Source organism: Streptomyces sp. NPDC058534 (genome assembly GCF_042717365.1).
Classification (GTDB): domain Bacteria; phylum Actinomycetota; class Actinomycetes; order Streptomycetales; family Streptomycetaceae; genus Streptomyces.
Genome location: NZ_JBHXNW010000002.1, coordinates 148,005 through 174,477, shown reverse-complemented (window position 1 = coordinate 174,477; position 26,473 = coordinate 148,005). Strand labels below are relative to the sequence as shown.

At 72.6% G+C, this 26,473-nt stretch carries 21 protein-coding genes; 14 read left to right on the top strand and 7 right to left on the bottom strand.

Annotated features, from left to right (window positions below; genetic code table 11):
• Window positions 1–50: 50 nt before the first annotated feature.
• A complete protein-coding gene (locus tag ACFWR9_RS01790; RefSeq protein WP_383833892.1) occupies window positions 51–1,058 on the bottom strand; it encodes a multicopper oxidase domain-containing protein in 1,008 nt (335 codons plus the stop codon).
• Between the two features lie 199 nt (window positions 1,059–1,257).
• Here ACFWR9_RS01790 and ACFWR9_RS01785 point away from each other — a divergent pair, with 199 nt between their 5' ends.
• Together ACFWR9_RS01785 and ACFWR9_RS01780 are read left to right on the top strand one after the other, a co-directional pair.
• Window positions 1,258–3,735 (top strand): ThuA domain-containing protein, encoded by a 2,478-nt coding sequence (locus ACFWR9_RS01785; protein ID WP_383833889.1) that lies wholly within the window; start codon window positions 1,258–1,260, stop codon window positions 3,733–3,735.
• 14 nt (window positions 3,736–3,749) lie between these two features.
• Complete coding sequence (locus ACFWR9_RS01780) at window positions 3,750–5,936, top strand: OmpL47-type beta-barrel domain-containing protein (RefSeq protein WP_383833886.1); 2,187 nt, start codon at window positions 3,750–3,752, stop codon at window positions 5,934–5,936.
• Here the strand turns inward: ACFWR9_RS01780 and ligD are convergent.
• A complete protein-coding gene (gene ligD / locus ACFWR9_RS01775) occupies window positions 5,923–6,963 on the bottom strand; it encodes a non-homologous end-joining DNA ligase (protein WP_383833883.1) in 1,041 nt (346 codons plus the stop codon). The genes ACFWR9_RS01780 and ligD overlap by 14 nt on opposite strands.
• Window positions 6,964–7,037: 74 nt before the next feature.
• Here ligD and ACFWR9_RS01770 point away from each other — a divergent pair, with 74 nt between their 5' ends.
• The gene (locus ACFWR9_RS01770) at window positions 7,038–8,105 is read left to right on the top strand and encodes an ATP-dependent DNA ligase (protein ID WP_383833880.1); all 1,068 of its coding nucleotides are present in this window, start codon (window positions 7,038–7,040) and stop codon (window positions 8,103–8,105) included.
• Window positions 8,106–8,139: 34 nt separating this feature from the next.
• Here ACFWR9_RS01770 and ACFWR9_RS01765 read toward each other — a convergent pair whose 3' ends face one another.
• The gene (locus ACFWR9_RS01765; RefSeq protein WP_383833877.1) at window positions 8,140–9,330 is read right to left on the bottom strand and encodes a zinc-dependent alcohol dehydrogenase; all 1,191 of its coding nucleotides are present in this window, start codon (window positions 9,328–9,330) and stop codon (window positions 8,140–8,142) included.
• A 200-nt stretch (window positions 9,331–9,530) separates the two neighbouring features.
• Here ACFWR9_RS01765 and ACFWR9_RS01760 point away from each other — a divergent pair, with 200 nt between their 5' ends.
• Window positions 9,531–10,538 (top strand): DUF3048 domain-containing protein, encoded by a 1,008-nt coding sequence (locus ACFWR9_RS01760; RefSeq protein ID WP_383834002.1) that lies wholly within the window; start codon window positions 9,531–9,533, stop codon window positions 10,536–10,538.
• 15 nt (window positions 10,539–10,553) lie between these two features.
• On the opposite strand, the gene ACFWR9_RS01755 is transcribed toward ACFWR9_RS01760, so the two are convergent.
• Window positions 10,554–11,015, bottom strand: coding sequence for a MarR family winged helix-turn-helix transcriptional regulator (locus ACFWR9_RS01755; protein WP_383833874.1), 462 nt, complete (start codon window positions 11,013–11,015; stop codon window positions 10,554–10,556).
• 193 nt (window positions 11,016–11,208) lie between these two features.
• Between ACFWR9_RS01755 and ACFWR9_RS01750 the strand changes: the two genes are divergently transcribed.
• From ACFWR9_RS01750 to pcaD, 7 genes are all read left to right on the top strand, one after another.
• Window positions 11,209–11,964: a CoA transferase subunit A gene (locus ACFWR9_RS01750; protein WP_383833871.1), complete on the top strand. Its 756-nt coding sequence runs from the start codon at window positions 11,209–11,211 to the stop codon at window positions 11,962–11,964.
• A complete protein-coding gene (locus ACFWR9_RS01745) occupies window positions 11,964–12,608 on the top strand; it encodes a CoA transferase subunit B (protein ID WP_383833868.1) in 645 nt (214 codons plus the stop codon). Before ACFWR9_RS01750 ends, ACFWR9_RS01745 begins: the two co-directional genes overlap by 1 nt.
• Complete coding sequence (locus ACFWR9_RS01740; RefSeq protein WP_383833867.1) at window positions 12,605–13,807, top strand: thiolase family protein; 1,203 nt, start codon at window positions 12,605–12,607, stop codon at window positions 13,805–13,807. Before ACFWR9_RS01745 ends, ACFWR9_RS01740 begins: the two co-directional genes overlap by 4 nt.
• Window positions 13,808–14,022: 215 nt before the next feature.
• Window positions 14,023–14,796: a protocatechuate 3,4-dioxygenase subunit beta gene (gene pcaH, locus ACFWR9_RS01735; protein WP_383833864.1), complete on the top strand. Its 774-nt coding sequence runs from the start codon at window positions 14,023–14,025 to the stop codon at window positions 14,794–14,796.
• Between the two features lie 5 nt (window positions 14,797–14,801).
• The gene (gene pcaG, locus ACFWR9_RS01730; RefSeq protein WP_383833861.1) at window positions 14,802–15,407 is read left to right on the top strand and encodes a protocatechuate 3,4-dioxygenase subunit alpha; all 606 of its coding nucleotides are present in this window, start codon (window positions 14,802–14,804) and stop codon (window positions 15,405–15,407) included.
• A complete protein-coding gene (gene pcaB / locus ACFWR9_RS01725) occupies window positions 15,404–16,750 on the top strand; it encodes a 3-carboxy-cis,cis-muconate cycloisomerase (RefSeq protein ID WP_383833857.1) in 1,347 nt (448 codons plus the stop codon). The genes pcaG and pcaB overlap by 4 nt, the downstream gene beginning before the upstream one ends.
• A 2-nt stretch (window positions 16,751–16,752) precedes the next feature.
• The gene (gene pcaD / locus ACFWR9_RS01720; RefSeq protein ID WP_383833999.1) at window positions 16,753–17,868 is read left to right on the top strand and encodes a 3-oxoadipate enol-lactonase; all 1,116 of its coding nucleotides are present in this window, start codon (window positions 16,753–16,755) and stop codon (window positions 17,866–17,868) included.
• A 22-nt stretch (window positions 17,869–17,890) separates the two neighbouring features.
• Here the strand turns inward: pcaD and ACFWR9_RS01715 are convergent, their stop codons facing one another.
• Window positions 17,891–20,569 carry an ATP-binding protein gene (locus ACFWR9_RS01715; protein ID WP_383833854.1) on the bottom strand — a complete coding sequence of 893 codons (2,679 nt, stop codon included), beginning with the start codon at window positions 20,567–20,569 and terminating at the stop codon, window positions 17,891–17,893.
• A 277-nt stretch (window positions 20,570–20,846) separates the two neighbouring features.
• Between ACFWR9_RS01715 and ACFWR9_RS01710 the strand changes: the two genes are divergently transcribed.
• Entirely contained in the window at window positions 20,847–21,863 is a 1,017-nt protein-coding gene (locus ACFWR9_RS01710; RefSeq protein ID WP_383833851.1) for a DUF2510 domain-containing protein, read from the top strand.
• Between the two features lie 162 nt (window positions 21,864–22,025).
• Here ACFWR9_RS01710 and ACFWR9_RS01705 read toward each other — a convergent pair whose 3' ends face one another.
• Window positions 22,026–22,637 (bottom strand): TetR/AcrR family transcriptional regulator, encoded by a 612-nt coding sequence (locus tag ACFWR9_RS01705; RefSeq protein WP_383833848.1) that lies wholly within the window; start codon window positions 22,635–22,637, stop codon window positions 22,026–22,028.
• A 182-nt stretch (window positions 22,638–22,819) separates the two neighbouring features.
• Between ACFWR9_RS01705 and ACFWR9_RS01700 the strand changes: the two genes are divergently transcribed.
• Together ACFWR9_RS01700 and ACFWR9_RS01695 are read left to right on the top strand one after the other, a co-directional pair.
• Window positions 22,820–23,353: a phosphatase PAP2 family protein gene (locus ACFWR9_RS01700; RefSeq protein ID WP_383833846.1), complete on the top strand. Its 534-nt coding sequence runs from the start codon at window positions 22,820–22,822 to the stop codon at window positions 23,351–23,353.
• A complete protein-coding gene (locus tag ACFWR9_RS01695; RefSeq protein WP_383833843.1) occupies window positions 23,350–24,276 on the top strand; it encodes a hypothetical protein in 927 nt (308 codons plus the stop codon). Before ACFWR9_RS01700 ends, ACFWR9_RS01695 begins: the two co-directional genes overlap by 4 nt.
• 12 nt (window positions 24,277–24,288) lie before the next feature.
• Here the strand turns inward: ACFWR9_RS01695 and ACFWR9_RS01690 are convergent, their stop codons facing one another.
• Window positions 24,289–26,343, bottom strand: coding sequence for a phosphocholine-specific phospholipase C (locus ACFWR9_RS01690; RefSeq protein WP_383833840.1), 2,055 nt, complete (start codon window positions 26,341–26,343; stop codon window positions 24,289–24,291).
• Window positions 26,344–26,473 lie beyond the last annotated feature (130 nt).

The window sequence follows — 26,473 nt, the reverse complement described above, 5'->3', positions numbered from 1 at the left end:
ACAGGGATAGCCGCAGCCGCCGGACGGGAAGCGGGCGCTCGGGGCGGCCCTCAGTGCTGGTGCTCGGGCGCCTCCGCGGTCTGCTCACCGCCCCCCTGGGCGTGCTCGTTCGGTTCGTACCCCGGGATCGTGCCGTCGGTCTTCTTCACCAGCAACAGCCCCACCATCCCCATGTCGGAGTGGCTCTGCACGTGGCAGTGGTACATCCACGCGCCGGCGCCCACCCCCTCCCCCGCGATGATCTGGAAGCCGAAGGAGTCCGCCGGACCGGTGATCTTGTTGTCGATGACCTGGCTGGGGTCGTCGGGGCCGGTGAGCATGCCGGTGCGGTTGTCGGCCCAGCGGTGACCGTGCATGTGGAAGGTGTGGTAGTACTCGCCGTGCGTGATCATGACAATCTCGACGCGATCGCCCACGGTGGCCTCGAAGTTGGGACCGGTGTGGGGCTTCTGGTTGTTGATGAGCATGTCGTTGAAGACGATGGTGTGCGTGGCGTCCGGCAGCACGTCGCCCTTGCGGCGCACGATCACGGGCCCGTAGAGGCCGTTGCGGATGCCGCCCGTGCCGTGCTCGGTGCCGACCACGTGGTCGTGGTAGTGCCAGTAGCCCGCGCTGCCCGAGCGCCAGGTGCCGTCCGCGCGGCGGCCCGGTTTGTGGGTGCGCCAGGTGTAGGTGCGGGTGCCGCCGGGCTCGACGTCGCTCTTGTTCATCGCCGTGCCGTCGCTGGAGATCTCGTAGTCCAGACCGTGCACGTGGAGGCTGGCCCGCACGTCCATGGTGTTGGTGAACTCGATGTGCAGCGTGTCGCCCTCGTTGAGCTCGATCAGCGGTCCGGGGACGGACGCCTTGCCCTTCTCGAAGCCGTAGCCCATCTGACCGTCCGCCAGTTTCTCGGCGTACATCTTGATGTGTCTCACCTCGCCCCCGGCCGGCGCCGTCTTCGCGGTCACGCCCTTGGCCTCACCGGCGGCGCCCGCGGTCTCCGGAGCGATGGACAACGATGTCGCGACGGCCGCGCCGCCCAGCAGTACCCGTCGGTTGAAGCCTCGCCTGTCCATGCCGAACTCCCCACGCTGATACGGAATTTGCGGAGCCGTAGTACTGATTGGCTGTGATGAGCCTGTGGGACCGTACCGGTTGCCGCCGCGTTTATCCACACTCAGGACAAAGTTCGTTGGATCCCGGTCATACCTATTGGCGAACCACGCAAAGAGGTCTAGCTTCCTTGGCGCTGCTGCCGTGACCGAGGAGGTGCCCATGCCCTTGAGAGGGTTGAGCGCGAGAAGAAGAGGATGGGCGGCGTTCGCCACCGCCGGCTTCGTCGCCGCGGGACTGCTGTCTGGCCCGACCGCCAGCGCACGTCCGGCGCCGGATCCGTCCCTGACAACGATGTCGATCAAGTCGCCCCCGGGCGGCTCCAACGTACGTGTGCTGGTGTTCTACGGTTCCGCCGCGGCCGGTGACGAATCGCCGGTCGTGAACGCCGGGATCGCGGCCATCGAGCGGATCGGGCTGTCCGGCCCGCAGAAGGAGCGCTTCCAGGTCCAGGCCACGGACAACGCCGACGTCTTCACCAACGAGAAGAAGCTCGGCCGTTTCAACGCGATCGTGTTCCTGACCGGGGGCGGCGACGTCCTCGATCCGGCGCAGGAGGCGGGCCTGGAGGCGTACATGGAGGCCGGCGGCGGGTTCGTCGGCATCCACGACGCGGCCCGCGCGGAGCCGTACTCGGACTGGTTCACCGGTCTGGTCGGCGCCCGTCCGGCGGCCTCCAGCCCCACCAAGGTCCAGCGGGCCACCGTCGAGGTCGGCGACCGGCGTCATCCGGCCGCCAAGGACCTGCCGACGGAGTGGAAGCGGCCCGACGAGTGGCTCAACTGGCAGCAGAACCCGTCCGGTGACGTGCACACCGTCGCCCGGGTGCGCGAGTCGACGTACGCGCCCGGGGAGAGCGCCAACGGCTGGGACCACCCGGTCAGCTGGTGCCGCGACTACGACGGCGGCCGGTCCTTCTACACCGGCATGGGCGGCACGGTGTCGTCGTACGACGAGACGGAGTTCCGCTCGCACCTGCGCGGCGCCCTGCTGTGGACGTCGCGGCTGGCGCAGGCCGACTGCAAGGCCACCATCACCGGCAACTACGAGGCCGAGCGGCTGACCCAGCCCAACCAGCCGGGCCAGAACGACCAGATCGGCGAACCGCACGGCCTGGTCACCGCGCCCGATGGGCGGGTGTTCTACATCGGCCGCGGCGGCGCCGACTCCTCCCAGCCCGTGGTCACCGACTGGAACGACCCGAACATCGGCAAGGGCAAGGGCGAGATCCACGTCTGGGACCCGAAGACCAAGAAGGTCACCCTCGCCGGTGCCCTGACCATCTTCGGCAACAAGGGCGGCGGCGACGAGCTGATCAAGGTCGAGGAGGGCCTGCTCGGCATCGAGCTGGACCCGGAGTTCACCGAGAACGGCTGGGTCTACCTGCACTACACGCCGCACTCCGAGATCAACCGCGAGACCCACATGGCCGAGCGGCGCGTCTCGCGCTTCACCCTCGACCAGGCGACCAACAAGCTGGACCTGGGCAGCGAGAAGGTGCTGCTGAAGTGGCCGGTGCAGATCCACAGCTGCTGCCACGCGGGCGGCGGGCTGGCCTGGGACTCCAAGGGGAACCTGTACATCGCCACCGGTGACAACAACTCCAGTGGTTTCAGCGGCGGTTACTCCGGCAACAACCCGGAGCCCAACTTCAAGGGCGTGTCCTTCGCCGACGCGCGCCGCACCGCCGGCAACACCAACAACCTGAACGGCAAGATCCTGCGCATCCACCCGGAGCCGGACGGGACCTACACGCTCCCCGAGGGCAACCTCTTCACCGGCGAGGAGACCGCCGAGGGCGGTGGCAAGACGCGCGGCGAGATCTATGTGATGGGCGTCCGCAACCCGGCGCGCATCTCCGTCGACAAGGCGACCGACACCCTCTACGCCGGGTGGGTCGGACCGGACGCGGGCGCTCCCTCGCCGACGTGGGGCCCCGCGAAGTACGACACGTTCGCCGCGATCACCGAGGCGGGCAACCGGGGCTGGCCGTACTGCATGGGCAACAAGCAGCCGTACCGGGACCGGAACCTGCCGGACCCGTCGAAGCCGCTGGGCTGGTACGACTGCGACGCCCCGAAGAACGAGTCGCCGAACAACGACGGCCTGGTCAACCTGCCGCCGGTGACCGGCAACAACATCTGGTACTCGCCGCAGGGCGGTGGCCCCGACTTCCCGCGCGACGAGAACGGGATCCCGTCGTACGACCAGGACGAGGCCACCTACAAGCTGCCCTGGCTCAAGGGCGGCGGCCAGGCCGCGATGAACGGCCCGGTCTACCGCTACGACGCGGACAGCACCAGCGAGACCAAGTGGCCCGCGTACTGGGACGGCAAGTGGTTCGTCGGTGACTTCTACGACTCCGACCAGCCGCGCAACGCGGTGCTGATGGACCCGAAGACCCAGGGCGACGGCGGTCTGCCGGTGCACTCGGAGTCCCTGAAGAAGATCGTGCCGGTCGGCAGCGACGGCATCAAGAACCTGATGGGCTGGAAGTTCGGCCCGGACGGCGCGCTGTACGTCCTCGACTACGGCCGCGGCTTCTTCACCTCGGACGCCAAGTCGGCCCTGTGGCGGGTCACCTACGAGGGCGGCGGCCCGACGCCGGCCGCCGGACAACTGGCCAGGGGGACCGAGTGATACGCCAACGAAGAATGTGGGCCGCGCTGCTGGCCGGCCTGCTGATGATGCTCGGACTGCAGACGGCGTCCGCCCAGGACGGGCGGCCCGCGCCGCGCGCCGAGGCGGCCGACCAGGTGCTGACCTGGACCGCCGGCGACGACATCACCAAGTACACGTCCGCGCCGGAGACGGCGGTGGCCGGACCGGCCACGATCGTCTTCGAGAACAGTGAGGCGACCGGCAACACCACCGGTATGCCGCACACGCTGACGTTCGTCACCAGCGACCCGGAGTACAACAGCGACGTCCAGCTGAACATCCTCGCCAACCCGGGCGACGCCCAGGGCGGCAAGTACACCGCCGAGGTCACCCTGACCCCGGGCAAGTACAAGTACCACTGCACGATCCCCGGGCACGGCCAGATGACGGGCGTGCTCACCGTGACCGAGGGCGGCGGTGGCGACGACACCACCGCGCCCGCGACCTCGGCCGAGGTGGGCGGCACGCAGAACGCCGACGGGCAGTACGTCGGTTCGGCGAGCGTGACCGTCGCCGCCACCGACGAGGGCGGCTCCGGCGTCGACCGGGTCGAGTACGCGATCGGTGCCGACGGCGCCTGGCAGCCGTACACCACGCCGGTCGTCGTCGACCAGGTGGGCGACCACAAGGTGCGCTACCGGGCGTTCGACAAGGCGGGCAACGCGGCCGCCGAGAAGAGCGTCGACTTCACCGTGGTCGCCCCCGACACCGACGACACGGCCCCGCCGGAGACCTCGGCGACGGTCAGCGGCGAGAAGAACCCCGACGGCGCCTACATCGACATGGCGACGGTGACCGTCACCGCCTCCGACACCGGTTCCGGCGTCAACACCATCGAGTACGCCGTCGGCGACGGCGCCTGGCAGGCGTACACCGCGCCCGTCATGGTGCACGAGGTCGGCGAGCACACGGTCCGCTACCGGGCCACCGACAAGGCGGGCAACGTCGCCGCGGAGAAGAGCGTCGCCTTCACCGTGGTCGCCGCTCCCCCGCAGGACACCACGCCGCCGGTGACCGGCGCGACGGTGGACGGCACCAAGGACTCCGACGGCGCGTACGTCGGCAGCGCGAAGGTGACCGTCAACGCCACGGACGAGGGCGGCTCCGGCGTGGCCGGTGTGGAGTACTCGCTGGACGCCGGGCCCTACCTGGCGTACACCGACCCCGTGGTCGTCGACCGCGTCGGCCGGCACACCGTGGCGTACCGGGCGAGCGACAAGGCCGGCAACACCTCCGAGCCGGTGACCGTGAGCTTCACGGTGGTGGCGGGCCAGGTTCCGGGGCCGCCCTGCCCGGAGTTCGACGAGCGCCAGACGGTGATCGTCGGCACGGTGGACACCGGTGTGCCGAACCGGGTCACCAACAACCGGTGCCGGATCAACGAGATGATCGAGGACGAGAAGGAGTGGACGTCCCAGCAGCTCTTCCTCAAGCACGTGCGTGAGGTGCTGGACACGCTCCGGGACGAGGGGGTCGTCGACAACCGGGAGTTCAAGGCGATCAACAAGGCCGCCCGCCAGTCCGGGATCGGCAAGCCCGGCCAGACCGAGGGCTACCGCACCATCCTCGACGGCACCCAGGCGTCCTTCGCCAAGTGGCAGCAGGTGGGCGGCGGTTCGTTCGGGCTGAACGCGGACGGATCGATCACCTCCAGCACCACCACGCCCGGCATGGGCATGCTGTGGTTCCCCGAGCGCAAGTACGGCGACTTCTCGCTGAAGCTCCAGTGGCGGGACGACGCGGCGGGGACCGCCAACACCAACGGCGGCGTGTTCGTACGCTTCCCGCAGGTCCACGACCACCCGGAGGAGTCCCGGCCGGAGTGGGTCGCCATCAAGTACGGCCACGAGGTGCAGGTCTTCGACGGCCCGACCGGCGACATGTACAAGACCGGCTCGCTCTACGGCTTCGACCGGGTGGGTCTGGCCGGCGCGGGGGTGACGGAGAAGGGCACCTGGAACGACTACGAGATCCGCGTGGTCGACCAGCACTACTCCGTCTTCCGCAACGGCGTGCTGATCAACGAGTTCGACAACATCGGCGGCCAGGACTTCACCCCGCCGCGCTCGGACGACCCGGGCACGGACGGGCGGCGGTTCGCCTCCGGTTACGTCGGACTCCAGGTGCACGGCACGACGGACGTCGTCTCGTACCGGGACGTCCGGATCAAGGAGTTGTAGGCCCGTCCGGGCCAGGATCCTGCTTCCTGGCCCGGCTCGGCTGCACCCGGCTGGGCTCCCCCGGCATCTTCGGATACTCGGGCGGGTACGGCAGGTCGCCGAGCCCGTGGTCGTGCTCGTCCTTCGTCGCCAGTTCCAGCAGGGCGTCGAGGGAGTACCGCTGATCGTCCATGCCCGCGTGCACGTCGCCGAGTTCGGCGAAGCGCGCGGGCATGGTCGTGATGTCGAAGTCCTGCGGGTGCGCGACGCCCACCTCGTCCCAGTTCAGCGGCGCGGAGACCGGGGCGCCCGGGCGGGGGCGCACGGAGTAGGCGGAGGCGATGGTGCGGTCGCGGGCGGTCTGGTTGTAGTCGATGAAGATGCGCTCGCCGCGCTCCTCCTTCCACCACTTGATGGTCACCCGGTCCGGCATCCGCCGTTCCATCTCGCGGCCGACGGCGATGGCGGCGCGCCGCACCTGGGTGAAGGTCCAGCGCGGCTCGATCGGCACGAAGACGTGAATGCCGCGTCCGCCCGAGGTCTTGGGCCAGCCGCGCAGTCCGCCGAACTCCTCCAGTACCGTGCGCAGTTCGTGGGCGGCGCGGGCCGCGTCGTCGTAGTCGGTGCCGGGCTGCGGGTCGAGGTCGATGCGCAGTTCGTCGGGGTGGTCGACGTCGGCGCGCCGCACCGGCCAGGGGTGGAAGGTGAGGGTGCCGTACTGGGCGGCCCACAGGACCGCCGCCTCCTCGGTGGGGCACATCTCGTCGGCGCTGCGCCCGCTGGGGAAGGTGATGTGCGCGGTCGGGATCCAGTCGGGCATGCCCTTGGGTGCGCGCTTCTGGTAGAACCACTCGCCGCCGACCCCGTCCGGGTAGCGCTGGAGGGTGGTGGGGCGGTCGCGCAGGGCGCGCAGGATGCCGGGGGCCACCGCCTGGTAGTACCGGGCCACGTCGAGCTTGGTGTAGCCGCGCTCCGGGAAGAAGACCTTCCCCGGGCTGGACAGCCGCACGGTCCGACCACCCGCCTCCAGTTCCACCGCTTCCGCCATGCGAGCCACGGTAGGCGCACGGCCTTGGCTTCGCATATCAGGCGGGGACGACACCGCGCTCATACAGTCGGACCATGCGCCTTCCCGTCATGCCCCCCGTGAAGCCGATGCTCGCCAAGTCCGTGGCGAAGATTCCGCCGGGGATGCACTACGAGGCCAAGTGGGACGGGTTTCGGGCGATCGTGTTCCGGGACGGGGACGAGGTGGATCTGGGGAGTCGTACCGGTAAGCCGTTGACCAGGTACTTTCCGGAGCTGGTGGCGGCGGTGCGGGAGCGGTTGCCGGAGCGGTGTGTGGTGGACGGGGAGATCGTGATCGCGCGGGAGGGGCATCTGGACTTCGACGCGCTGACCGAGCGGATCCATCCGGCGGACTCCCGGGTGCGGATGCTGGCCGAGAGGACGCCGGCCTCGCTGGTCGCCTTCGACCTGCTGGCCCTGGACGACGAGTCGCTGCTCGACGTGGGGCTGGCCGACCGGCGGGCGCTGCTGGTGCGGGCGCTGTCCGGGGTGACGCCGCCCGTGCACGTGGCACCGGCGACGGACGACATCGAGGTGGCCCGGCAGTGGTTCGAGCGGTACGAGGGGGCGGGGCTCGACGGGGTCGTGGCCAAGCCGCTCGACCTGCGCTACCGGCAGGACGAGCGGGCCATGTACAAGATCAAGCACGAGCGGACGGCGGATGCGGTCGTCGCCGGGTACCGCCTGCACAAGAGCGGCCCCGTGGTCGGCTCGCTGCTGCTCGGCCTGTACGACGACCGGGGCGTCCTCCAGCACGTGGGGGTGAGCGCCGCCTTCACCATGAAGCGCCGCGCCGAGTTGGTGGAGGAGCTGGAGCCGCTGCGCATGGACGACGCTGGGGGCCATCCGTGGGCCGCCTGGGCGGAGGAGTCGGCGCACGAGGGGGCGCGGCTGCCGGGCGCCCCGAGCCGCTGGTCCGGCAAGAAGGACCTGTCCTGGGTGCCGCTCAGGCCGGAGCGGGTCGTCGAGGTGGCGTACGACCACATGGAGAACGGGGCGCGCTTCCGGCACACGGCCCGCTTCCGCCGCTGGCGCCCGGACCGGACGCCGGAGAGCTGCACCTACGCCCAGCTGGAGGAGCCGGTCCGCTACGACCTCGCGGAGATCCTCGGCGGACCGTGAGGGCTCCTCCCGGGACGCCCCGGGGCCCGGGCGCTCACGGCTTCATGAGCACCTTGACCGCGCCGTCCTGCTTCTTCTGGAACATCTCGTACGCGTGCGGCGCGTCCGCCAGCGGCACCCGGTGGGTGGCGAAGTCGTCGACGCCGAGCGGGTCCTCGTCGGTCAGGTGGGGGACGATCTCGTCGCTCCAGCGGCGTACGTTGGCCTGCCCCATGCGCAGCTGGATCTGCTTGTCGAACATGGTCAGCATCGGCATCGGGTCGGCCATGCCCCCGTACACGCCCGAGAGCGAGATGGTGCCGCCGCGGCGGACCAGGTCGATCGCGGTGTACAGGGCGGCGAGCCGGTCGACGCTGAACCGCTCCGCGAGCGGGCCGCCGATGGACCGGGGCATCAGCGCCGCGGTCTGCTGGACCAGCTTGGCCACGGCCCCGCCGTGCGCCTCGGTGCCGACCGCGTCGATCACGGCGTCGGGACCGCGGCCCCCGGTCTCCTGGTGCATCGCGGCGACCAGTTCCTTCTCGCTGTCGAAGGCACGCAGGTCGAAGGTCTCCACGCCCCGTTCGCGGGCGCGCCGCAACCGCTCCGGCACCAGGTCCACGCCGAACACCCGGCCGGCCCCCCTGAGCAGGGCGATCCGGCAGGCCATGTCGCCGATCGGGCCGAGGCCGAGCACGGCGATGCTGCCGCCCTTGGGTATGTCGGCGTAGGCGACCGCCTGCCAGGCGGTGGGCAGCACGTCGGAGAGGTAGACGAAGCGGTCGTCGGCCGGGCCCTCGGGCACCTTGATCGGGCCGAACTGGGCCTGTGGTACGCGCAGGTACTCGGCCTGGCCGCCGGGCACCGCGCCGTACAGCCGGGTGTAGCCGAACAGCGGGGCGCCCATGCCCTCGCCGGTGACCTGGGTGGTCTCGCACTGGGTCGGCAGGCCGCTGCCGCACATGTAGCAGTGCCCGCACGCGATCTGGAACGGCACCACGACCCGGTCGCCCGGCTTCAGGCCGGTCACCTCGGACCCGACCTCCTCGACGATGCCCATCGGCTCGTGGCCGAGGATGTCGCCCGGCGTCATGAACGGTGTGAGCACTTCGTAGAGGTGCAGGTCGGAGCCGCACAGCCCCGAGGAGGTGACACGGATGACCGCGTCGGTCGGTTCCTCGATCCGCGGGTCGGGCACCTCCTCCACCCGTACGTCCCGCTTGCCCTGCCATGTCACTGCCTTCATCGCCCGCGCTCCCTCCGTGGCCGTGCGCGTCGGTCCTGCGTGGCGGCCGGGTACCCGGGGCCCGCGCCGCTGAACCGGCCCCGGGTTTCGGCCGAACAGCGGATTGTCTGCCTCGCTCCGTGTGCCCTGTCAGATTCGATCAGGTATGGCACTAAATGCTGCAAGAGGCGCACAATCAATGACACGGGATGGGCGGACGGATGGTCGGGATGCAACGAGGGACGCACGAGCGCGGCTCGCAAGGAACACGCGGTGCACGCGGTGCGCGCGGTGCCGCGCTGGTGACCGTGGCAGCGGCCGTCGCCCTGGCCGCGGGCTGCACCGGGGGGTCGGGCAGCAAGGACGACGGACGGGCGCCGGAGCCGGAGCGGTCGCACGCCTCGGCACCGGCCGCCGGCCCGGTGCTCGCCGTGAAGGTCGACAACGCGCCCGAGGCCCGGCCGCAGACGGGCCTGGAGGCCGCGGACGTCGTCTACGCGGAGCCGGTGGAGGGCGGGCTGAGCCGCCTGATGGCGCTCTACGCGACCGAGCTGCCCGAGGAGGTGGGGCCGGTGCGCAGCGCCCGGGAGTCCGACCTGGAACTGCTGCGCCAGTTCGACCGGCCGACGCTGGCGTTCTCCGGCGCCCAGAGCAAGCTGCTGCCGCTCATCGAGAAGGCTCCGCTGCGCGCGGCCACGCCGGGCGAGGCCCCGGACGCCTACGTCCGCGACGACGACCGTCAGGCCCCGCACAACCTCTACCTGCGGCCCGGCGAGCTGCCGGCCGAGCCCGCGGGTGCCGGGGCGCTCACCACGGGCTTCACCTTCGGCGAGGCTCCCGAGGGCGGCCGGGCGGAGTCCTCCCGCACGGTGCGTTACCCCTCGACGAGCTTCACCTTCACCTGGTCCGGAAGCGAGGACCGGTGGCTGGTCTCCCTGGACGGCTCACCGGCCCGCACGGCCGACGGCGAACGCCTTGCGCCGGCCACGGTCGTCGTGCAGCACGTGACGGTGCGCGAGTCCGCCTTCCGCGACTTCCGCGGCAGCAACTCCCCCTACGTCGAGTCGGTGGGCTCGGGCCGTGCGGAGGTGCTGCGCGACGGCAGGGCGTACGACGCCACGTGGAAGCGCGGCACGGCAGCGGACGGCACGAGCTTCACCAACGGCGACGGCGCCGCGCTGAACTTCGCCGAGGGCCAGGTGTGGGTGATCTTCGCGGGCGGCTCCTGAGCCGTCGGCCCCGAGTCAGCCCGGCACCCCGGACGACTCCGGGTTGCGCAGCCCCTCGGCGGCGTCCGCGACCCGGCGGACCAGGTCGAAGAACGTGGTCCGCTCGTCGGCCGAGAGCGGGGCGAGGAACACCTGGTTCATGCGGGCGACCCGCACGCTCAGCCTGCGGTGGACGCGCAGCCCCTCGTCGGTCAGCCGGAGCAGGAAGCGGCGGCCGTCCTGCTGGTCCCGGACCTTGTCGAGCAGCCCGCGGCGGCCCAGCCGGCTGATCACCTCGGCGATGGTGGACCGGTCCAGGCCCACCCGCTCCCCCACCGTGCGCTGGTCCAGGCCGGGCTCGGCGACGAGGGCGTTCAGGACGGCGAACTGCGGTGAGGTGGTCTCCTCGGAGACCATCGTGTTCCACAGCAGGTAGTGCGCCTGCTGCAGCCGCCGGGCCAGGTGTCCGGGATGGGTGGTCAGATCGACCGCTGCCATGCGCTCTCCCGTAGTCACTTCGTAGGTGCACTGACGATACATCGGCCCGCCGCGAACCGCCTGACACCACGGCAAGCGATCTAACTCGCACTTTGCAGGGCCTTGACGCCTCGGCCGGTCGATGGCAGCGTGTCGAGCATCTCGCTGAAATACTCAGTGCCCTGATTAATTGGCGCGGAGATGGGGCTTCTCGATGGACAAGGTGGTGGCCACGGCCGGTGCGGCGGTGGCCGACGTACCCGACGGCGCGTCGCTCGCGGTGGGCGGCTTCGGGCTGAGCGGTGTGCCGAACATACTGATCCAGGCGCTGCACGAGCGCGGCACCGGCGGCCTGTCGGTGGTCTCCAACAACTGCGGGGCGATGGAGTCCGGGCTGGCGGTGCTGCTGGCCGCCGGCCGGATCGCCCGCGTGACGGGGTCCTACATCGGCGCCAACAAGGAGTTCGCGCGCCAGTACCTCGGCGGGGAGCTGGAGGTGGAGATGATCCCGCAGGGCACGCTGGCCGAGCGGCTGCGGGCCGGCGGGGCCGGGATCCCCGCGTTCTACACCCCGGCCGGCGTCGGCACCCAGGTGGCCGACGGCGGTCTGCCCTGGCGCTACGACGGCAACGGCGGGGTCGCGCTGGCCTCCCCGCCCAAGGAGGTCCGCGAGTTCGACGGGACCGAGTACGTACTGGAGCGCGGCATCCGTACCGACTTCGCGCTGGTACGTGCGGCCAGGGGCGACCGGCACGGGAACCTGGTGTTCGCCAAGTCGTCCCGGAACTTCAACCCGCTGGCCGCGATGGCCGGGCGGGTGACGATCGCGGAGGTGGAGGAGCTGGTGGAGCCCGGCGGGATCGACCCGGACGAAGTGCATCTGCCCGGCATCTTCGTGCAGCGCGTGGTGGCGCTGACGGCGGAGCAGGCGGCGGAGAAGAAGATCGAGCGGCGGACGGTGAGTTCCTGATGGCCTGGACGCGTGAGGAGATGGCCGCGCGGGCGGCGCGGGAACTGAAGGACGGCCAGTACGTCAACCTCGGCATCGGCCTGCCGACGCTGATCCCCAACCACCTCCCCGAGGGCGTCGAGGTCACCCTGGAGTCGGAGAACGGCATCCTCGGCACCGGCCGGTACCCGACCGAGTCCGAGGTGGACCCCGATCTGATCAACGCGGGCAAGGAGACGGTGACGGTGCTGCCGGGTGCCGCGTTCTTCGACTCCGCGCTGTCCTTCGGCATGATCCGGGGCGGGCACATCGACGTCGCCGTGCTGGGGGCGATGCAGGTGTCGGCGGGCGGGGACCTGGCCAACTGGGCCGTCCCGGGCAAGATGATCACCGGGATCGGCGGGGCGATGGACCTGGTCCACGGGGCCCGCACAGTGATCGTGGTGATGACGCACACCGCCAAGGACGGCTCACCCAAGATCCTCCAGGAGTGCGTGCTGCCCCTCACCGGGAAGGCGTGCGTGGACCGGATCATCACCGACCTCGGCGTCCTCGACGTCACGGCCGACGGCCTGGTCCTGGTCGAGACCGCGCCGGGCGTGAGCGTCGACGAGATCACCGCCAGGACCGATGCCGAGCTCGTCGTCGCGGAGGAAGCGAAGTGAAGGACGTCTACGTCGTCGACGCGGTCCGCACCCCGTTCGGCAAGTACAACGGCGGCCTGGCGGGCGTACGCCCGGACGACCTGGCCGCGCACGCGATCCGCGAACTCCTCGCCCGCACCCCCGCCCTGGACCCGTCCCGGATCGAGGACGTCTACGTCGGCAACGCCAACGGCGCCGGTGAGGAGAACCGCAACGTCGCCCGGATGGCCGCCCTCCTGGCCGGCCTGCCCACCACCGTCCCCGGTGTCACCGTGAACCGGCTGTGCGCCTCCGGGCTCGAAGCCGTGATCCAGGCCGCCCGCGCCATCGCCGTCGGCGACGCCTCGATCGCCCTCGCGGGCGGGGTGGAGTCGATGACCCGGGCGCCGTACGTCCTGCCCAAGTCGGAGCGGCCCTTCCCGGCCGGGCACACCGAGCTGTACTCGACCACCCTGGGCTGGCGCATGGTCAACCCGCGGATGGACCCGCAGTGGACCATCCCGCTCGGCGAGTCGGCCGAACTGATCGCCGACAAGCACGGGATCACGCGCGAGCGGCAGGACGAGTACGCGCTCGCCTCCCACCACAAGGCCGCCCGCGCCCAGGCGGACGGCCTGTTCGACGCCGAACTCGCGCCCGTCCCGGTGCCGCAGCGCAAGGGCGACCCCGTGGACTTCGCCGCCGACGAGTGCGTACGCCCGACCGCTTCACTGGAGGCGATGGCGAAGCTCAAGCCGTCGTTCCGGAGGACCGACGGCACGGTCACGGCCGGCAACGCCTCGCCGCTCAACGACGGCGCCGCGGCGCTCCTGCTGGTCGACGAGGAGGGCCTGAAGGTCACCGGCCGCGAACCGCTCGCCCGGATCTCCGCGACCGGCGTCTCGGCGACCGACCCGCAGTACTTCGGTCTCGCCCCCGTCGAAGCCGTGCACCGCGCCCTCGCCAAGGCCGGGCGGACCTTCGCCGACCTGGACGTCCTCGAACTCAACGAGGCCTTCGCCGCCCAGGTACTCGGCTGTGTCGCCGAGTGGCCGGAGTTCGACCCCGCGATCCTCAACCCCCAGGGCGGAGCCATCGCGCTGGGCCACCCGCTGGGCGCCTCCGGTGCCCGCCTCGCCGGGACCGTCGCCCACCAGCTGGCCCGCAAGGGGCGCGGCACCGGCGTCGCCACCCTCTGCATAGGCGTCGGCCAGGGCCTGGCCCTCGTCCTCGACCGCTAGGGGCTGTCGTTTGGATCATGCCGCAGACGCGGGGTCTGGCACGCACATCTGCCGCGTTGTCGTCGGTTGCCAGGGCTCCGCCCTGTCGCCCTCCTCCGCCTTGCAGCTGCACGCACCAGACCCCGCTCACCGGCGCTGATCAGTAACGTCACTTACCTGCGACCTGATCCAAACAACAGCCCCTAGCCAAGCCCCTGTCACCCACGGGAACCCCCATGACTCTCACCCAGCACGACATCGACGCGGAGATCGCGGCGGAGCACGCCGCGTACGAGAAGCGGGTCGCCGACGGCGCGCCCGTCGAGCACCACCCGCGCCGCGACTACGCCCCGTACCGCTCCTCGGTGCTGCGCCACCCGAAGCAGCCGCCGATCGCCATCGACGTCCGCCAGGACCCGGAGCTGGTGGAGCTGTCCTCCCCCGCCTTCGGGGAGCGGGACCTCACCGGGATCGACAACGACCTGACCCGGCAGCACACCGGGGAGCCGGTCGGCGAGCGCATCACCGTCTCCGGCCGGCTGCTCGACCGGGACGGCAGGCCCGTGCGCGGCCAGCTCGTCGAGATCTGGCAGGCGAACTCGGCGGGGCGGTACGCGCACCAGCGCGAGCAGCACGACGCGCCGCTGGACCCGAACTTCACCGGCGTGGGCCGCACGCTCTCCGACGACGACGGCTGCTACCGCTTCACCACCGTGCAGCCGGGCCCCTACCCGTGGCGCAACCACGTCAACGCCTGGCGTCCGGCGCACATCCATTTCTCGGTGTTCGGGTCGGCGTTCACGCAGCGGCTGGTGACGCAGATGTACTTCCCGAGCGACCCGCTGTTCCCGTACGACCCGATCCTGCAGTCCGTGACGGACGACGCCGCCCGGCAGCGGCTCGTCGCGACGTACGACCACAGCCTGTCCGTGCCCGAGTTCTCGCTCGGCTACCACTGGGACATCGTGCTCGACGGCCCGAACGCCACCTGGATCGAAGAAGGACGCTGACCCCCATGACGAAGATCGACACCAGCGAGCCCGGGCAGGTCCTGCCCACGCCGTCGCACACGGTCGGCCCGTTCTACGGGTACGCGCTGCCCTTCCCCGGCGGCGAGGACGTCGCGCCGGCCGGACATCCCGACACGGTCACCGTGCACGGGTACGTGTACGACGGGGAGGGCGCCCCGCTGCCGGACGCGCTCGTGGAGCTGTGGGGTCCTGACACCGAGGGCAGGACGCCGACCGCCGACGGCTCCATGCGGCGCGATCCCGCCTCCGGCGGCTTCCTCGGCCGCAACGGCGTGGAGTTCACCGGCTTCGGCCGGATCCAGACCGACGCGAACGGCCACTGGTACGCGCGGACACTGCGGCCCGGGGCACGCGGGCGGAACGCGCCCTACGTCAGCGTGTGCGTCTTCGCGCGCGGACTGCTCGTGCACCTGTACACCCGGATCTACCTGCCGGACGACGAGGCGCTGCTCGCCGCCGACCCGCTGCTGGCCCGGGTGCCGGCGGAGCGCCGCGACACGCTGGTCGCGGCGGACGAGGGCCGTGGGACGTACCGTTTCGACATCCGCCTTCAGGGCGAGGGCGAGACGGTCTTCCTGGAGTTCCAGTGACATCACCCGCGGATCCCGGCGACGCCGGCACGAGCCTGCTCGCCCCCGGGTGGGCGGGCTCGCCGGCCGCGTCGGCGACCGGCGACCGCGCGTATCTGCGGGCCCTGCTGGACGCGGAGTCGGCCCTGACCCGCGCCCAGGCCGCGCTGGGACTCGCGCCGGCAGGGGCGGCGGCCGCGGTGACGGAGGCCGCCGATGATCCGGCCCGGTTCGACGTGCGGTCGCTGGCCGAACGCGCCCGGAGCGGCGGAAACCCGGTCATCCCGCTGGTGGCCGACCTGACGGAGGCGGTCGGTGAGGAGTACGGGCCGTACGTGCACCGGGGGGCGACCAGCCAGGACATCATGGACACGGCGACGATGCTGGTCGCCGCCCACACCCTGGACCTGCTGCTCCCCGATCTCACGCGTACGGAACGGGCGCTGGCCCTGCTGGCCGCCGAGCACCGGGACACGGCGATGCCGGGCCGCACGCTCACCCAGCACGCCGTGCCGACGACCTTCGGGCTGAAGGCGGCCGGATGGCGCGCGCTGGTCCTTGACGCGCGGGACCGCGTCGCCGCCGTACGGGACACCCTGCCCGCTCAACTCGGGGGCGCGGCGGGCACCTTGGCCGCCTTCGGGGCGTACGGCGCGCCGGACCCCACCGCCCTGCCCGCGGCGTACGCCCGCGAACTGGGGCTGCGGGCACCCCTGTTGCCCTGGCACACGCTGCGCACCCCGGTCGCCGACCTGGCCGGCGCCCTCGCCTTCGTCGCCGGGGCGCTCGGGAAGATCGCCGCCGACGTGCTGACACTCTCCCGGACCGAGATCGGCGAGGTCGCCGAGGGCGGCGGCGGCGGTTCCTCGGCGATGCCGCACAAGGCCAACCCCGTACGGTCCACGCTGATCGCGGCGGCGGCCCGGCGCGCGCCGCAGCTCGCGGCGGTGCTGTACGGCTCGCTGACCGCCGAGGACGAGCGTCCGGCGGGCGCCTGGCACGCCGAGTGGGAGCCGCTGCGCGACCTGCTGCGGCTGGCCGGCGGCGCGGCCCGTGACGCCGCCGAGCTGACCGAGGGGCTCCGGGTGCGGCCGGACGTGATGAGGGCGCACCTCGGCGACACCCACGGGCTGATCGTGTCCGAGCGGCTCGCCGCCGAACTGACGCCGGTGCTCGGGCGGTCCCGCGCCAGGGCGCTGCTCACCGAACTGGCGGCGCGCACGTACGCCGAGGACCGGACCCTGCGTGAACTGCTCGCCGAGATGCCGGAGTTGCGGGGCCTGGACCTCGACGCGCTCACCGACCCCGCCCGTTACACCGGCTCCGCGGGAGCCCTGACCGACCGTGCTCTGGAGCGACGTTGACCATGCTCGACCACCTGACCGAAGGCCCTTCCTCCGCTCCCCCGTTGCTGCTCGGACCGTCGCTGGGCACCTCCTACGCCCTGTGGGACGCGGTGGCGCCCGAGCTGTCCACCGGGCACCGGGTGATCCGCTGGGACCTGCCCGGGCACGGCGGTTCGGCGGCGGCCCTCATCGGACCGGGCGCCACCGTCGGTGACCTCGCCGGGCTGGTGCTGGCCCTCGCCGACTCGCTCGGGGTGGAACGGTTCGCCTACGCCGGGGTGTCGCTGGGCGGGGCGGTGGGCCTGCACCTGGCCGTGCACCATCCGGAGCGGGTGTCGTCCCTGGCGGTCGTCTGCTCGTCGGCGCACTTCAACGGCGCGAAGCCGTGGGAGGAGCGGGCCGCGCAGGTGCGCGCGGAGGGGCTGGCGCGGCTCGCGGACGGCGCGGACGCGCGGTGGTTCACCCCCGGGTTCACCGTGCCGCGGCTGGTCCGGGACCACCGGGACGCCGACCCGGGTGCCTACGCCGCCTGCTGCGACGCGCTGGCCGCCTTCGACCTGCGGGACCGGCTCGGTGACATCACCGCGCCCACGCTGCTGATCGCCGGCCGTGAGGACCCGGCCACGCCGCCCGCGCATCTACGGGAGATCGCCGACGCGGTGCCGGGCGCGACGCTGACGGAGATCCCGGGCGCCTCGCACCTGGCGCCTGCCGAGCGTCCGGAGGCGGTGCTGACCGCCCTGCGGGCGCATCTCGACGGTGACGCCCGGCGGGGCATGGCGGTACGGCGCGAGGTGCTGGGCGACGCGCACGTGGACCGGGCGCAGTCCCGCCAGTCCCCGTTCACCGCCCGCTTCCAGGACTTCATCTCGCGCTACGCGTGGGGCGAGATCTGGACCGACGGGACACTGTCGCGCCGTGAGCGCAGCATGGTCACGCTCACCGCGCTGATCGCGCACGGCCACTACGAGGAGCTGGGCATGCATGTGCGGGCGGCGCGGCGCAACGGGCTGACGCCGGACGAGATCGGTGCGGTGCTGCTCCAGACGGCGGTGTACTGCGGGGTACCGGCGGCGAACTCGGCGTTCGCGACGGCCCAGCGGGTGCTGGCCGAGGAGGACGGCACCCCGGGGTGAGGCCCCCCGGGTGGGGCGGGCGTCAGCCCGCGTGTACCACCGCCAGTGCCTCGCGGGCCCGTGCCACCAGCCCGTCGGCGCCGCACGAGTCGGCCAGCGCCAGGCCCCGGTTCAGCTCGGCCGCCGAGCGGGCCGCGATGCCGTACTCCACGCGGGCGGCGGCGTGTTCGTACTGGCAGGGTGAGGCCTCCAGGTAGGTGACGGCCTGGGCGGCGAGCCGGACCGCGCGCTGGCCGGTCTCCAGCGCGGCGGCGCAGCGGAGGGCCTCTCCTATGGCGGTGTCCGTGCCGAAGCGCTCGGCCTGGCGGCGGGCGTCGGTGGCCAGCCGGGCGGCGCGGCCGGGGTCCTCGGTGGCGAGGGCGCGGGCCAGTTCGGTCGCCCAGGGCACCACCACCGGGTTGTGCCGGCCGCGGGCGGCGGCGGCCTTCTCGGCGGCCTCCAGCTCGTTGACGCCCTCCTCGGTGCGGCCGGTCGCCAGCAGCAGCCGGCCGCGCACGGAGCGGGGGTCGGGCAGCACGATCGTCGACGGGTAGGGCGGGGCGAAGCCGTACTGGTCGGCGAGGGTCCGGGCCTCGGCGACATGGCCGCGGGCCAGCAGGGTGTCGATCAGGTTGCAGATCGCCGACCAGTACAACGGCAGTCCGCGGCCGACGCGTTCGGCGATGCGCAGTGATTCGCGCAGCGACTTCTCGGCCTCCTTGAGGCGGCCCCGCCTGCGGTGCCCGAGGCCGACGTAGGCGTGCGCGAGGGAGAGGTGGCCGCCGCTCCAGCCGGCCGTCTCGTAGGCGCGCAGGGCCTCGGTGAACAGTGCCTCGGCGCGGTCGAGCCAGTCGGCGTAGGCGTAGGAGCTGGCCAGCATCATGGGCAGTTCCAGGCCCCACTCGGTGTCGGTCCAGCCGAGCCCGGGTGCGAGGCGGCCGTTGACCAGGGCCCGGTCGCACAGTTCGACGACCTCCTCGGCGCTCTCGCCGTGCGTCATGGCGTCGAAGCCGCGCAGGATGAGCAGGGCGCGCTCGGCGTTGTCGCGGCCGGTGCAGGTGGCGGCGAGTTCGGCGAGGCGCGCGGAGCGGCGGGGCGAGGACGTCTCACCCGCGTGGATGCCCTCCCACATGTACTGGACGGCCTGGAGCCGCAGCCGCGCGGACGGGTCCGGGTTGCGGGCGGCCTCCGCCTCGACGGTGCGGACGGCCTCCTCCAGCTGGTCGTTGTGGAGCAGGGCCTGGGAGAGCCGGAAGACGGCGTCGACGCGCTGCTCGCCGTCCAGGCCGGGCATGGCGAGCGCGGTCCGCAGGTGGCCGATGGTGGTGGCGGGCGCGGTGAGGAGGGTGGCGCAGCCCAGCTCGAAGAGGACACGCGCGTGGGCGTCGGGCAACGGCGGTTCCTGCAGCGCGCGTTCCAGGCAGCGGCGGGCCGCGTCCGGGGCTCCGACGGCAAGGTGTTCCCGGGCGGCTTCGCGCAGCTGCTCGACGACCTCCTGGTCGTCGTCGGGATACACCTGGAGCAGGTGGCGGGAGGCGGCCGCGGCGCCGAGGCCGGAGTCGGTGACCAGTTGGGCCGCTATGCCGTGCATCGCCGTGCGCAGCGCGTCGGGGATGGAGTTGTAGACGGCGGTGGCGATCAGCGGATGGACGAACTCCAGGCCGCCGCCGCCCGGTTGGCCGGGCACGGGGTCGGTCGCGGCGAGGATGCGGGCGTCGCACAGCAGCTCGGCGCAGCGGGCCGCGTCGGCGCGGTCGAGGGTGGCGAGGCGGGCCACCATGTCGACGGTGATGCCGCCGCCGAGGATCGCGGCGGCCCAGGCGAACCGGGTGGAGTCGACGCCGAGTTGTTCCAGGCGGGCGACGAGTCCGCCGCCCCGGGCGGAGCGGTTCAGGGCGCGCAGTTCGGCGGCCTCCGCCTCGACCGGCCGCACTTCGCTGTCCTGGACCTTGGCGAGGAGTTCGACGGTCTCGTAGGGGTTGCCGCCGGTGACGGCCCACACCTCGCGGCAGAACGCGGCGTCGGCGTGTGCTCCCAGCGTGGCGCGGGTCAGTCCGGCCGTCGCGTCGGGGGTGAGGGCGTTCAGCGGGGCGAGGGGCCGGCCCACGGCGGCGGCCTCGTCGAGGTGGCGGGCGCTGTCGCCGCTCACGTCGCCGGGGCGGCGGGCGAGGACGATCAGGACGGAGGTCTCGTCGAGCCGGCCGGCGAGCGCGGCGAGCCAGCGCAGGGTCTCCTGGTCGGCCCAGTGGGCGTCGTCGATCAGCAGCACCAGCGGCCACTCCCGGCGGGCGAGGCGGCGCACGGCGGCGACCAGGCCGTCGCACACGCCCTGCGGGTCGGCCTGCCGCTCACCGGGGTCCGCTATGCCGAGGGCGGGGCCGGCGATGTCGTACCAGTCGCCGAGGTACTCGCGGGCCTCCTCGGGAAGCATCGACACCAGCGCGGGCTGGAGGAGTTGGCGTACGACGTTGAAGGGGACGGGCCGCAGGGTCTCGCCGCCGCGTGCCGACCAGACGGTGCAGCCGAGCGCCTCGGCGATGCGGCGGGTCTCGGCGAGCAGCGCGCTCTTGCCCACCCCGGCCTCGCCGCGTGCCTCCAGCAGCAGGCCGGGGGACGAGCGGTCGGCGTAGAGGGTGTCGACCGCCCGCGTGATGGTGGCGACTTCCTCGTCGCGCTCCCAGAGGGAGGCCGAGGCGGCGACCGCCCGCCGTACCTCCGTCATCCCGCTACCTCCCCAAGTCGCCCGAACGGCGTACGAGCACTGAGCCTAGCCCTCCGGCCGGGCACGTGGTGCGTGGTCCGGCGAGCAGTTGCCGTGACGGGTGACATGCGGTAAAGCCCGGACGACGCGCCGGGCCCGTCAGCTGCGGTGGTGCCGGGCGGGCGGCGTCAACTCGTCGCTGCCGCGGGGCGGTGGCGGGTCGGCGGACGGGCCGGCCGCGGGAATCGCGGCCGGGGTCTCTCATCCGGCTTTCACCGACGCCTCATACGGTGGGCACATGACGCAGGTGACTCCTCCCGGGTGGTACCCGGACCCCGGACAGAAGCAGGACGGTCCCGCCACCGAACGCTGGTGGGACGGCAAGGCGTGGACGGACCAGGTCCGCCCCGCCGGGCAGGACGCCGCGTGGGCCCCTCCCGCGCAGCCGCCGGCGCCGGGTGCGGCGCCGGGGCAGTACCCCGTGCACCAGGGTTATCCGGGCATGCCCGTGCAGCCGCCCTCCGCGCGGCGACGCCGATTGCGTACCGGCATAGCCGTCGCGGCGGCGGTGGCGGTGCTGGCCGGCATCGGTGTCGGCGTGTACGCGCTGGCCGGTGACGGCTCGGACGGCGACAGCGCGGGATCCTCACAGCAGGAGCGGCGCGACCCCGGCGGCGAGGACGACCCCTTCGGCGACTCGCGCGGGGACGACGGCGGAGGTGACGGCGGGGGCGGCGAGTCGCCCGCGCCGGACTCGCCGGGCGAGTCGGAGCCGCCGACGATCGACAGCGGGTCGGTGCCGGACCGGCTGAGCGGGATCAGCCTGCCCATCCCGGACGGCTGGTCCGGGCAACAGGCGGAGGTCGGCGCGTCGGTCATGTCCGACGACAGCTACAAGTGCCCCGGCGACACCTCCAAGACCTGCACCAAGGGCGGCGCCTACTCGGCCCCGGCGATGGTGCTGCGCACCAAGGGCGACACCGCGGAGGAGGTCGCGAAGGCCGACATCGAGGCGAACGCCGAGGAGTCCTACGGCGGCAAGTCCTACGGCGGGATCACCTCGCACAAGGAACTGGCGTCCAAGGCGGTCACGGTCGCCGGGCAGAAGGGCTACCTGGTCCGCTGGCAGGCGGTCACCGCCAAGGGCGCCGACGGGTACGTCCAGTCGCTCGCCCTCCCCTCGCCCGCCGCACCCGAGCGCATCGTCGTGGTCCGCTTCGGCGTCGACGTCGGGGAGAAGCAGGCCGTGCTCGACGAGATCACCAAGGGCATCGAGGCGGGCGCCGCCGGGGGCGGCAACGGGCAGGACGTCTGACCGGACCCGACCGGACCCGGCGCCGGACGTCGGTCGGCCGGGCGGGGCGCCCCTCCGCTCAGAGGGCGCCCCGGCCCGGCCGGGGGTGCGCGCCGCCCCCGTCCCCACGGTGCGGCGCGGGCAGACCGCCGTCCAGTCATCCCGAGGACGGCGGCCTGGGTCTCAGGGGAGGCCGAGTGCCGGGAGCACGACGGCCTCCACGAACCGGACGAGGTACTCCGCGTCGGCGTACTCGCCCTCGACGACGGGCCGCATCCGCAGCACGCCGAACATCTGCGCCGGCACGTACTCCAGGGCCGGATGGTCCGCGTCGACCTCGCCGCGCTCGACCCCGCGCCGCAGGATCTCCCGCAGCGCGGCGATCTCCGGCTCCACCAGCGCCTCGCGCAGCGCGCGCTGGAGCTCCGGGTCCTGCATGACCGCGTGCCCGAGCGCCTGGAGGAGGGTGTCCTTGCCGGACCACTCCCCCGCGATGCGGGCCGCCTGGCGCAGGTCCTCGGCGAGCGACCCGCTGTCGATGCCGGCGAAGCGCACCCGCCGGTGCGAGCGCAGCGCGGCGGCCACGAACTGGGGCTTGGTCTTCCACTGCCGGTAGAGCGTGGACTTGCTGCACCTGGTGCTGGCGGCGATGCCCTCCATGGTGACGGCGTCGTACCCGCAGGCCCGGATCTGTTCGAGCACGGCGTCGAAGAACTCCTGCTCACGCTCGGGCGTGATCTTGGAGCGGCGCGAGGCGCCGACCGGTTCCGGTCGGTCCGCGGCCTGCGACGTCATGATCCCTGCTCCTCGTCCGGTGTGCCTCAAGTGTGTGTCGAGCGTCTATCGATACGCAAGTGTACCGGTACCCGAGCGTATCGGTACACTGTCGTATCGGAACGAGGTCGTATCGATGAGAACCGTCGTACGGCCCCGTACCCGTGAGCCACACGCACCACCGTCAGCGAAGGGGCCGGGGGATGAACGCCCGCAGCGAGCCCGCGGAAGCGGAGCCTCCACAGGCGGGGCCGGGCACGTCCGCGCGCCCGCCGCTCGTCCGTGAGCTGCTGCTCGTGACCGGGGGGCTCTACCTGCGACGGCCGGCGCACTACGTGTGGGCGCGCCGGGTGCCGGCCGCCGGGATGGTCGACACGGCCCGGGTGTACGGCCCCTCGGTGTACGGGCCGCCCGCCACGGACGAGCTGTCGAACCAGTTCGCGGCGATGCCGTCCCTGCACTTCGGCTGGGCGCTGATGGTGGCGGTCGGCCTGGTCGTCGCGACCCGGTCCCGGCTGCGGTGGCTGTGGCTGCTGCATCCGCTGCTGACCCTGCTGGTGATCGTGGGCACCGCGAACCACTACTGGCCGGATGTGGTCGCGGCCACGGCCCTGCTCGGCCTGGCGCTCGCGGTGCTTCGCCCGCCGCACCGGCCGCGGTGCTCCCTGCCGCTGCGCCGACCGCAGCCGCGGCGCCGGTCGGCGGCCGGGCACGAGCTGGTCGGGGCGGTCCGGTGAACGCCGCTCTCGTCGCCGTCCTGCTGTCCCTGGTCTCCGCGTGCGCCTACGCCGCCGCGGCCGTCGCCCAGGAACGGCTGGCCTCGCGCGGAGTCGGCGCGGGGGCGCTCCGGCTGCTGGCGTCCGGTGCCTGGTGGTGGTCGGTCGCGCTCAACGCGTCGGCCGCCCTGCTGCACGTGGTGGCCCTGCGGTACGGCCCCCTCACCGTGGTGCAGCCGCTCGGGGCGCTCACCCTGGTCGCGGCGGTGCCCCTCGGGGCGCGGCTGGCGGGCCGGCGGGTGAGCGCGGTCGAGTGGCGGGGCACCGGGCTGACGCTGCTGGGGCTGGGCGCGCTGCTGCTCACCGCGTCCGGGCCCGCGCCCGACGACTCCCTGAGCGGGTCCGAGGCGCTGGCGGTGTCCGGCGCGACGGCCGCGCTGATCGGCGTGCTGGCGTGGCCCGGCGCCCGGCCCGGGCTGCGGCACGCGACGGCGTCCGGCATCGCCTCCGGGGTGGCCTCGGCGCTCACCCAGACGGTCACGGTGGCCGTCGCGGAGCGCTCGGACCCGCTGCTCAGCGCGCAGGTGATCGGGGTGGCGGTGCTGGTGGCGGGCTTCGCGGCGGGCGGCCTGCTGCTGTCGCAGACGGCGTACCGGGGCGGTCTGGGCGCCCCGCTCGCCGTGGTGACGCTGGCCAATCCGGTGGCCGCCGCGGTCATCGGGCTCTCGCTGCTCGGGGAGCGGCTGCGGGGCGGCCCGGGCGGCGTACTGCTCGCACTGACCGGTGCGGCGCTGGCCGCCTGGGGCGTGGTCCAGCTGAGCCGGGCGACGCCGGTACAGCCCGACGACGCCCATGCCGTGCCCCCCGCGCCGGCCCCGGAGCCGGACGGGCTGAAGACGCTGGTGCCCCGGCAGCCGGGACCGGGGCACCTCACCCGGCTCTGAGACCGGCCCGGGTCAGTCGGTGACGAGCGCCGGGTCGCTCACCCCGGGGCGCCCGTTCTCCACGTGGCCGGCGAAGCGGCGTAGGAACGCCGGGTCGGACTCGGAGGTGACGGTCAGGTCGTACCAGCGGCGGCTCCCCGCCAGGTCGACGGTGTGGCGCACGGTGGTGCCGGGACGCACGGTGAGGGTCTTGCTCCGGCCGCCGTAGGCGTTCTCGACCCGGAGGCGGACCACTCCGGTGCCGCTGTTGGTGAGGGTCAGCCGGACGTCGTCGCCGGTGTGCCGGGCGGTGACCTCGGGTCCGGCGGCCTTGTTGGTGCCCTTGAAGGCGCGCAGGAAGCCGTTGGGGCCGTGCACGGTCAGGTCGTACGAGCCCTTCGAGTACGCCGAGTTCCAGGTGTCCGCGATGCTCTTGCCGGCCTCGGTGGTGTACGTCCAGGGGCCGTCGGTGCGGTTGCCGGCGGTGATGAGGAAGGCGGCACCGGACGCCGCGCCGGAGGCGAAGGTGAGCGTGAACTTCCCGGCCGCGGCGTCCACGGCGCCGTCCACGTGCGGGGCGTAGCGCAGCGGGCGGGTGGGGCGCCGGCCGCGCTCCTGCCGGGGCATGTCCGGGTCCGCGGGCGGCGTCGGACGGTAGTCGGGGTGGCGTTCGCGGTCCGGCGGCTCGTAGGCATCGGTGTCCGGCAGGGCGGCCGGACGGCTGTCCTTGCGGGAGAAGTCGAAGGCGCTGGTCAGGTCGCCGCAGATGGCGCGCCGCCACGGCGAGATCTGGGGCTCGCGCACGCCGAAGCGGCGTTCCATGAACCGGATGACCGAGGTGTGGTCGAAGGTCTCGGAGCAGACGTATCCGCCCTTGCTCCAGGGCGAGACGACCAGCATGGGCACGCGCGGGCCGAGCCCGTAGAAGCCCTCGCGGTGACTGGCGCTGCCCTTGAAGACGTCGAGGGAGACGCCGACGGTGGACAGGCCCTGCGCGGCGGACTTCGGCGGCAGCGGCGGCACGAGGTGGTCGAAGAAGCCGTCGTTCTCGTCGTAGGTGATGAACAGGGCGGTCTTCGCCCACACCGCCGGGTTGGCGGTGAGCGCGTCCAGGACCTGGGAGATGTACCAGGCACCGTAGTTCGACGGCCAGTTGGAGTGCTCGGAGAAGGCCTCGGGAGCGGCGATCCAGGAGATCTTCGGCAGCCGGTCCGCCGTGACATCGGCGCGGAGCCGGTCGAAGTACCCCTCGCCGCTCTTCGCGTCGGTGCCGGTGCGCGCCTTGTCGTACAGGGGGTCGCCGGGCTTGGCGTTGCGGTACTTGTTGAAGTACAGCAGCGAGTTGTCGCCGTAGTTGCCGCGGTAGGCGTCGTCGATCCAGCCCCAGTGGCCGGCCGCGTCCAGGCCGTCGCCGATGTCCTGGTAGATCTTCCAGGAGACCCCGGCCGCCTCAAGCCGCTCGGGGTACGTGGTCCAGTCGTAGCCCAGTTCGTCGTTGCCGAGGACCGGGCCGCCGCCCTTGCCGTCGTTGCCCGTGTGGCCCGACCACAGGTAGTAGCGGTTGGGGTCGGTGGAGCCGATGAAGGAGCAGTGGTAGGCGTCGCAGACGGTGAAGGTGTCGGCGAGCGCGTAGTGGAAGGGGATGTCCTCGCGGGTCAGGTACGCCATGGTCGTGGTGCCCTTGGCGGGCAGCCACCGGTCGTACTTCGCGTCGTGGTAGGCGTCCTGGCCGTCGGACCAGCCGTGCGGGAGCCCTTCGAGGAACTGCATGCCCAGGTCGTCGGCCTCCGGGCGGAACGGCAGCACCTCCTTGCCGTCGCTGCCCGGCTGATGCCACACCGACCTGCCGCTGTCCAGCGTCACCGGGTGCGGGTCGCCGAAGCCGCGGACACCGCGCAGCTTGCCGAAGTAGTGGTCGAACGAACGGTTCTCCTGCATCAGGACGACGATGTGTTCGACGTCCTCGATCGTCCCCGAGCGGTGGTTGGCCGGGAGCGCGGCGGCCCGCTCGATGCTCGCGGACAGCGCACTGAACGCGGAGGTAGCGCCCGCGAGTTGGAGGAACCTGCGGCGGTTGACGTCTGGCATGGGGGTGGGAGACCTCTCGCCTTGGGGGGTTCAACCGGCCGGGACGGTGCCGGATGATGACGGATTGCGCGCGAAAGGAGTGTTCCAGGGGCAGTAAACGTCAGGGAAGGGTCCGGTGGCGCCGGTGTGA

Coding starts and splice junctions, on each gene's coding strand:
- ACFWR9_RS01790 (WP_383833892.1), bottom strand. CDS start 1,058: ATGGACAGGCGAGGCTTCAACCGACGGGTACTGCTGGGCGGCGCGGCC.
- ACFWR9_RS01785 (WP_383833889.1), top strand. CDS start 1,258: ATGCCCTTGAGAGGGTTGAGCGCGAGAAGAAGAGGATGGGCGGCGTTC.
- ACFWR9_RS01780 (WP_383833886.1), top strand. CDS start 3,750: ATGTGGGCCGCGCTGCTGGCCGGCCTGCTGATGATGCTCGGACTGCAG.
- ligD (WP_383833883.1), bottom strand. CDS start 6,963: ATGGCGGAAGCGGTGGAACTGGAGGCGGGTGGTCGGACCGTGCGGCTG.
- ACFWR9_RS01770 (WP_383833880.1), top strand. CDS start 7,038: ATGCGCCTTCCCGTCATGCCCCCCGTGAAGCCGATGCTCGCCAAGTCC.
- ACFWR9_RS01765 (WP_383833877.1), bottom strand. CDS start 9,330: ATGAAGGCAGTGACATGGCAGGGCAAGCGGGACGTACGGGTGGAGGAG.
- ACFWR9_RS01760 (WP_383834002.1), top strand. CDS start 9,531: ATGGTCGGGATGCAACGAGGGACGCACGAGCGCGGCTCGCAAGGAACA.
- ACFWR9_RS01755 (WP_383833874.1), bottom strand. CDS start 11,015: ATGGCAGCGGTCGATCTGACCACCCATCCCGGACACCTGGCCCGGCGG.
- ACFWR9_RS01750 (WP_383833871.1), top strand. CDS start 11,209: ATGGACAAGGTGGTGGCCACGGCCGGTGCGGCGGTGGCCGACGTACCC.
- ACFWR9_RS01745 (WP_383833868.1), top strand. CDS start 11,964: ATGGCCTGGACGCGTGAGGAGATGGCCGCGCGGGCGGCGCGGGAACTG.
- pcaH (WP_383833864.1), top strand. CDS start 14,023: ATGACTCTCACCCAGCACGACATCGACGCGGAGATCGCGGCGGAGCAC.
- pcaG (WP_383833861.1), top strand. CDS start 14,802: ATGACGAAGATCGACACCAGCGAGCCCGGGCAGGTCCTGCCCACGCCG.
- pcaD (WP_383833999.1), top strand. CDS start 16,753: ATGCTCGACCACCTGACCGAAGGCCCTTCCTCCGCTCCCCCGTTGCTG.
- ACFWR9_RS01715 (WP_383833854.1), bottom strand. CDS start 20,569: ATGACGGAGGTACGGCGGGCGGTCGCCGCCTCGGCCTCCCTCTGGGAG.
- ACFWR9_RS01710 (WP_383833851.1), top strand. CDS start 20,847: ATGACGCAGGTGACTCCTCCCGGGTGGTACCCGGACCCCGGACAGAAG.
- ACFWR9_RS01705 (WP_383833848.1), bottom strand. CDS start 22,637: ATGACGTCGCAGGCCGCGGACCGACCGGAACCGGTCGGCGCCTCGCGC.
- ACFWR9_RS01700 (WP_383833846.1), top strand. CDS start 22,820: ATGAACGCCCGCAGCGAGCCCGCGGAAGCGGAGCCTCCACAGGCGGGG.
- ACFWR9_RS01690 (WP_383833840.1), bottom strand. CDS start 26,343: ATGCCAGACGTCAACCGCCGCAGGTTCCTCCAACTCGCGGGCGCTACC.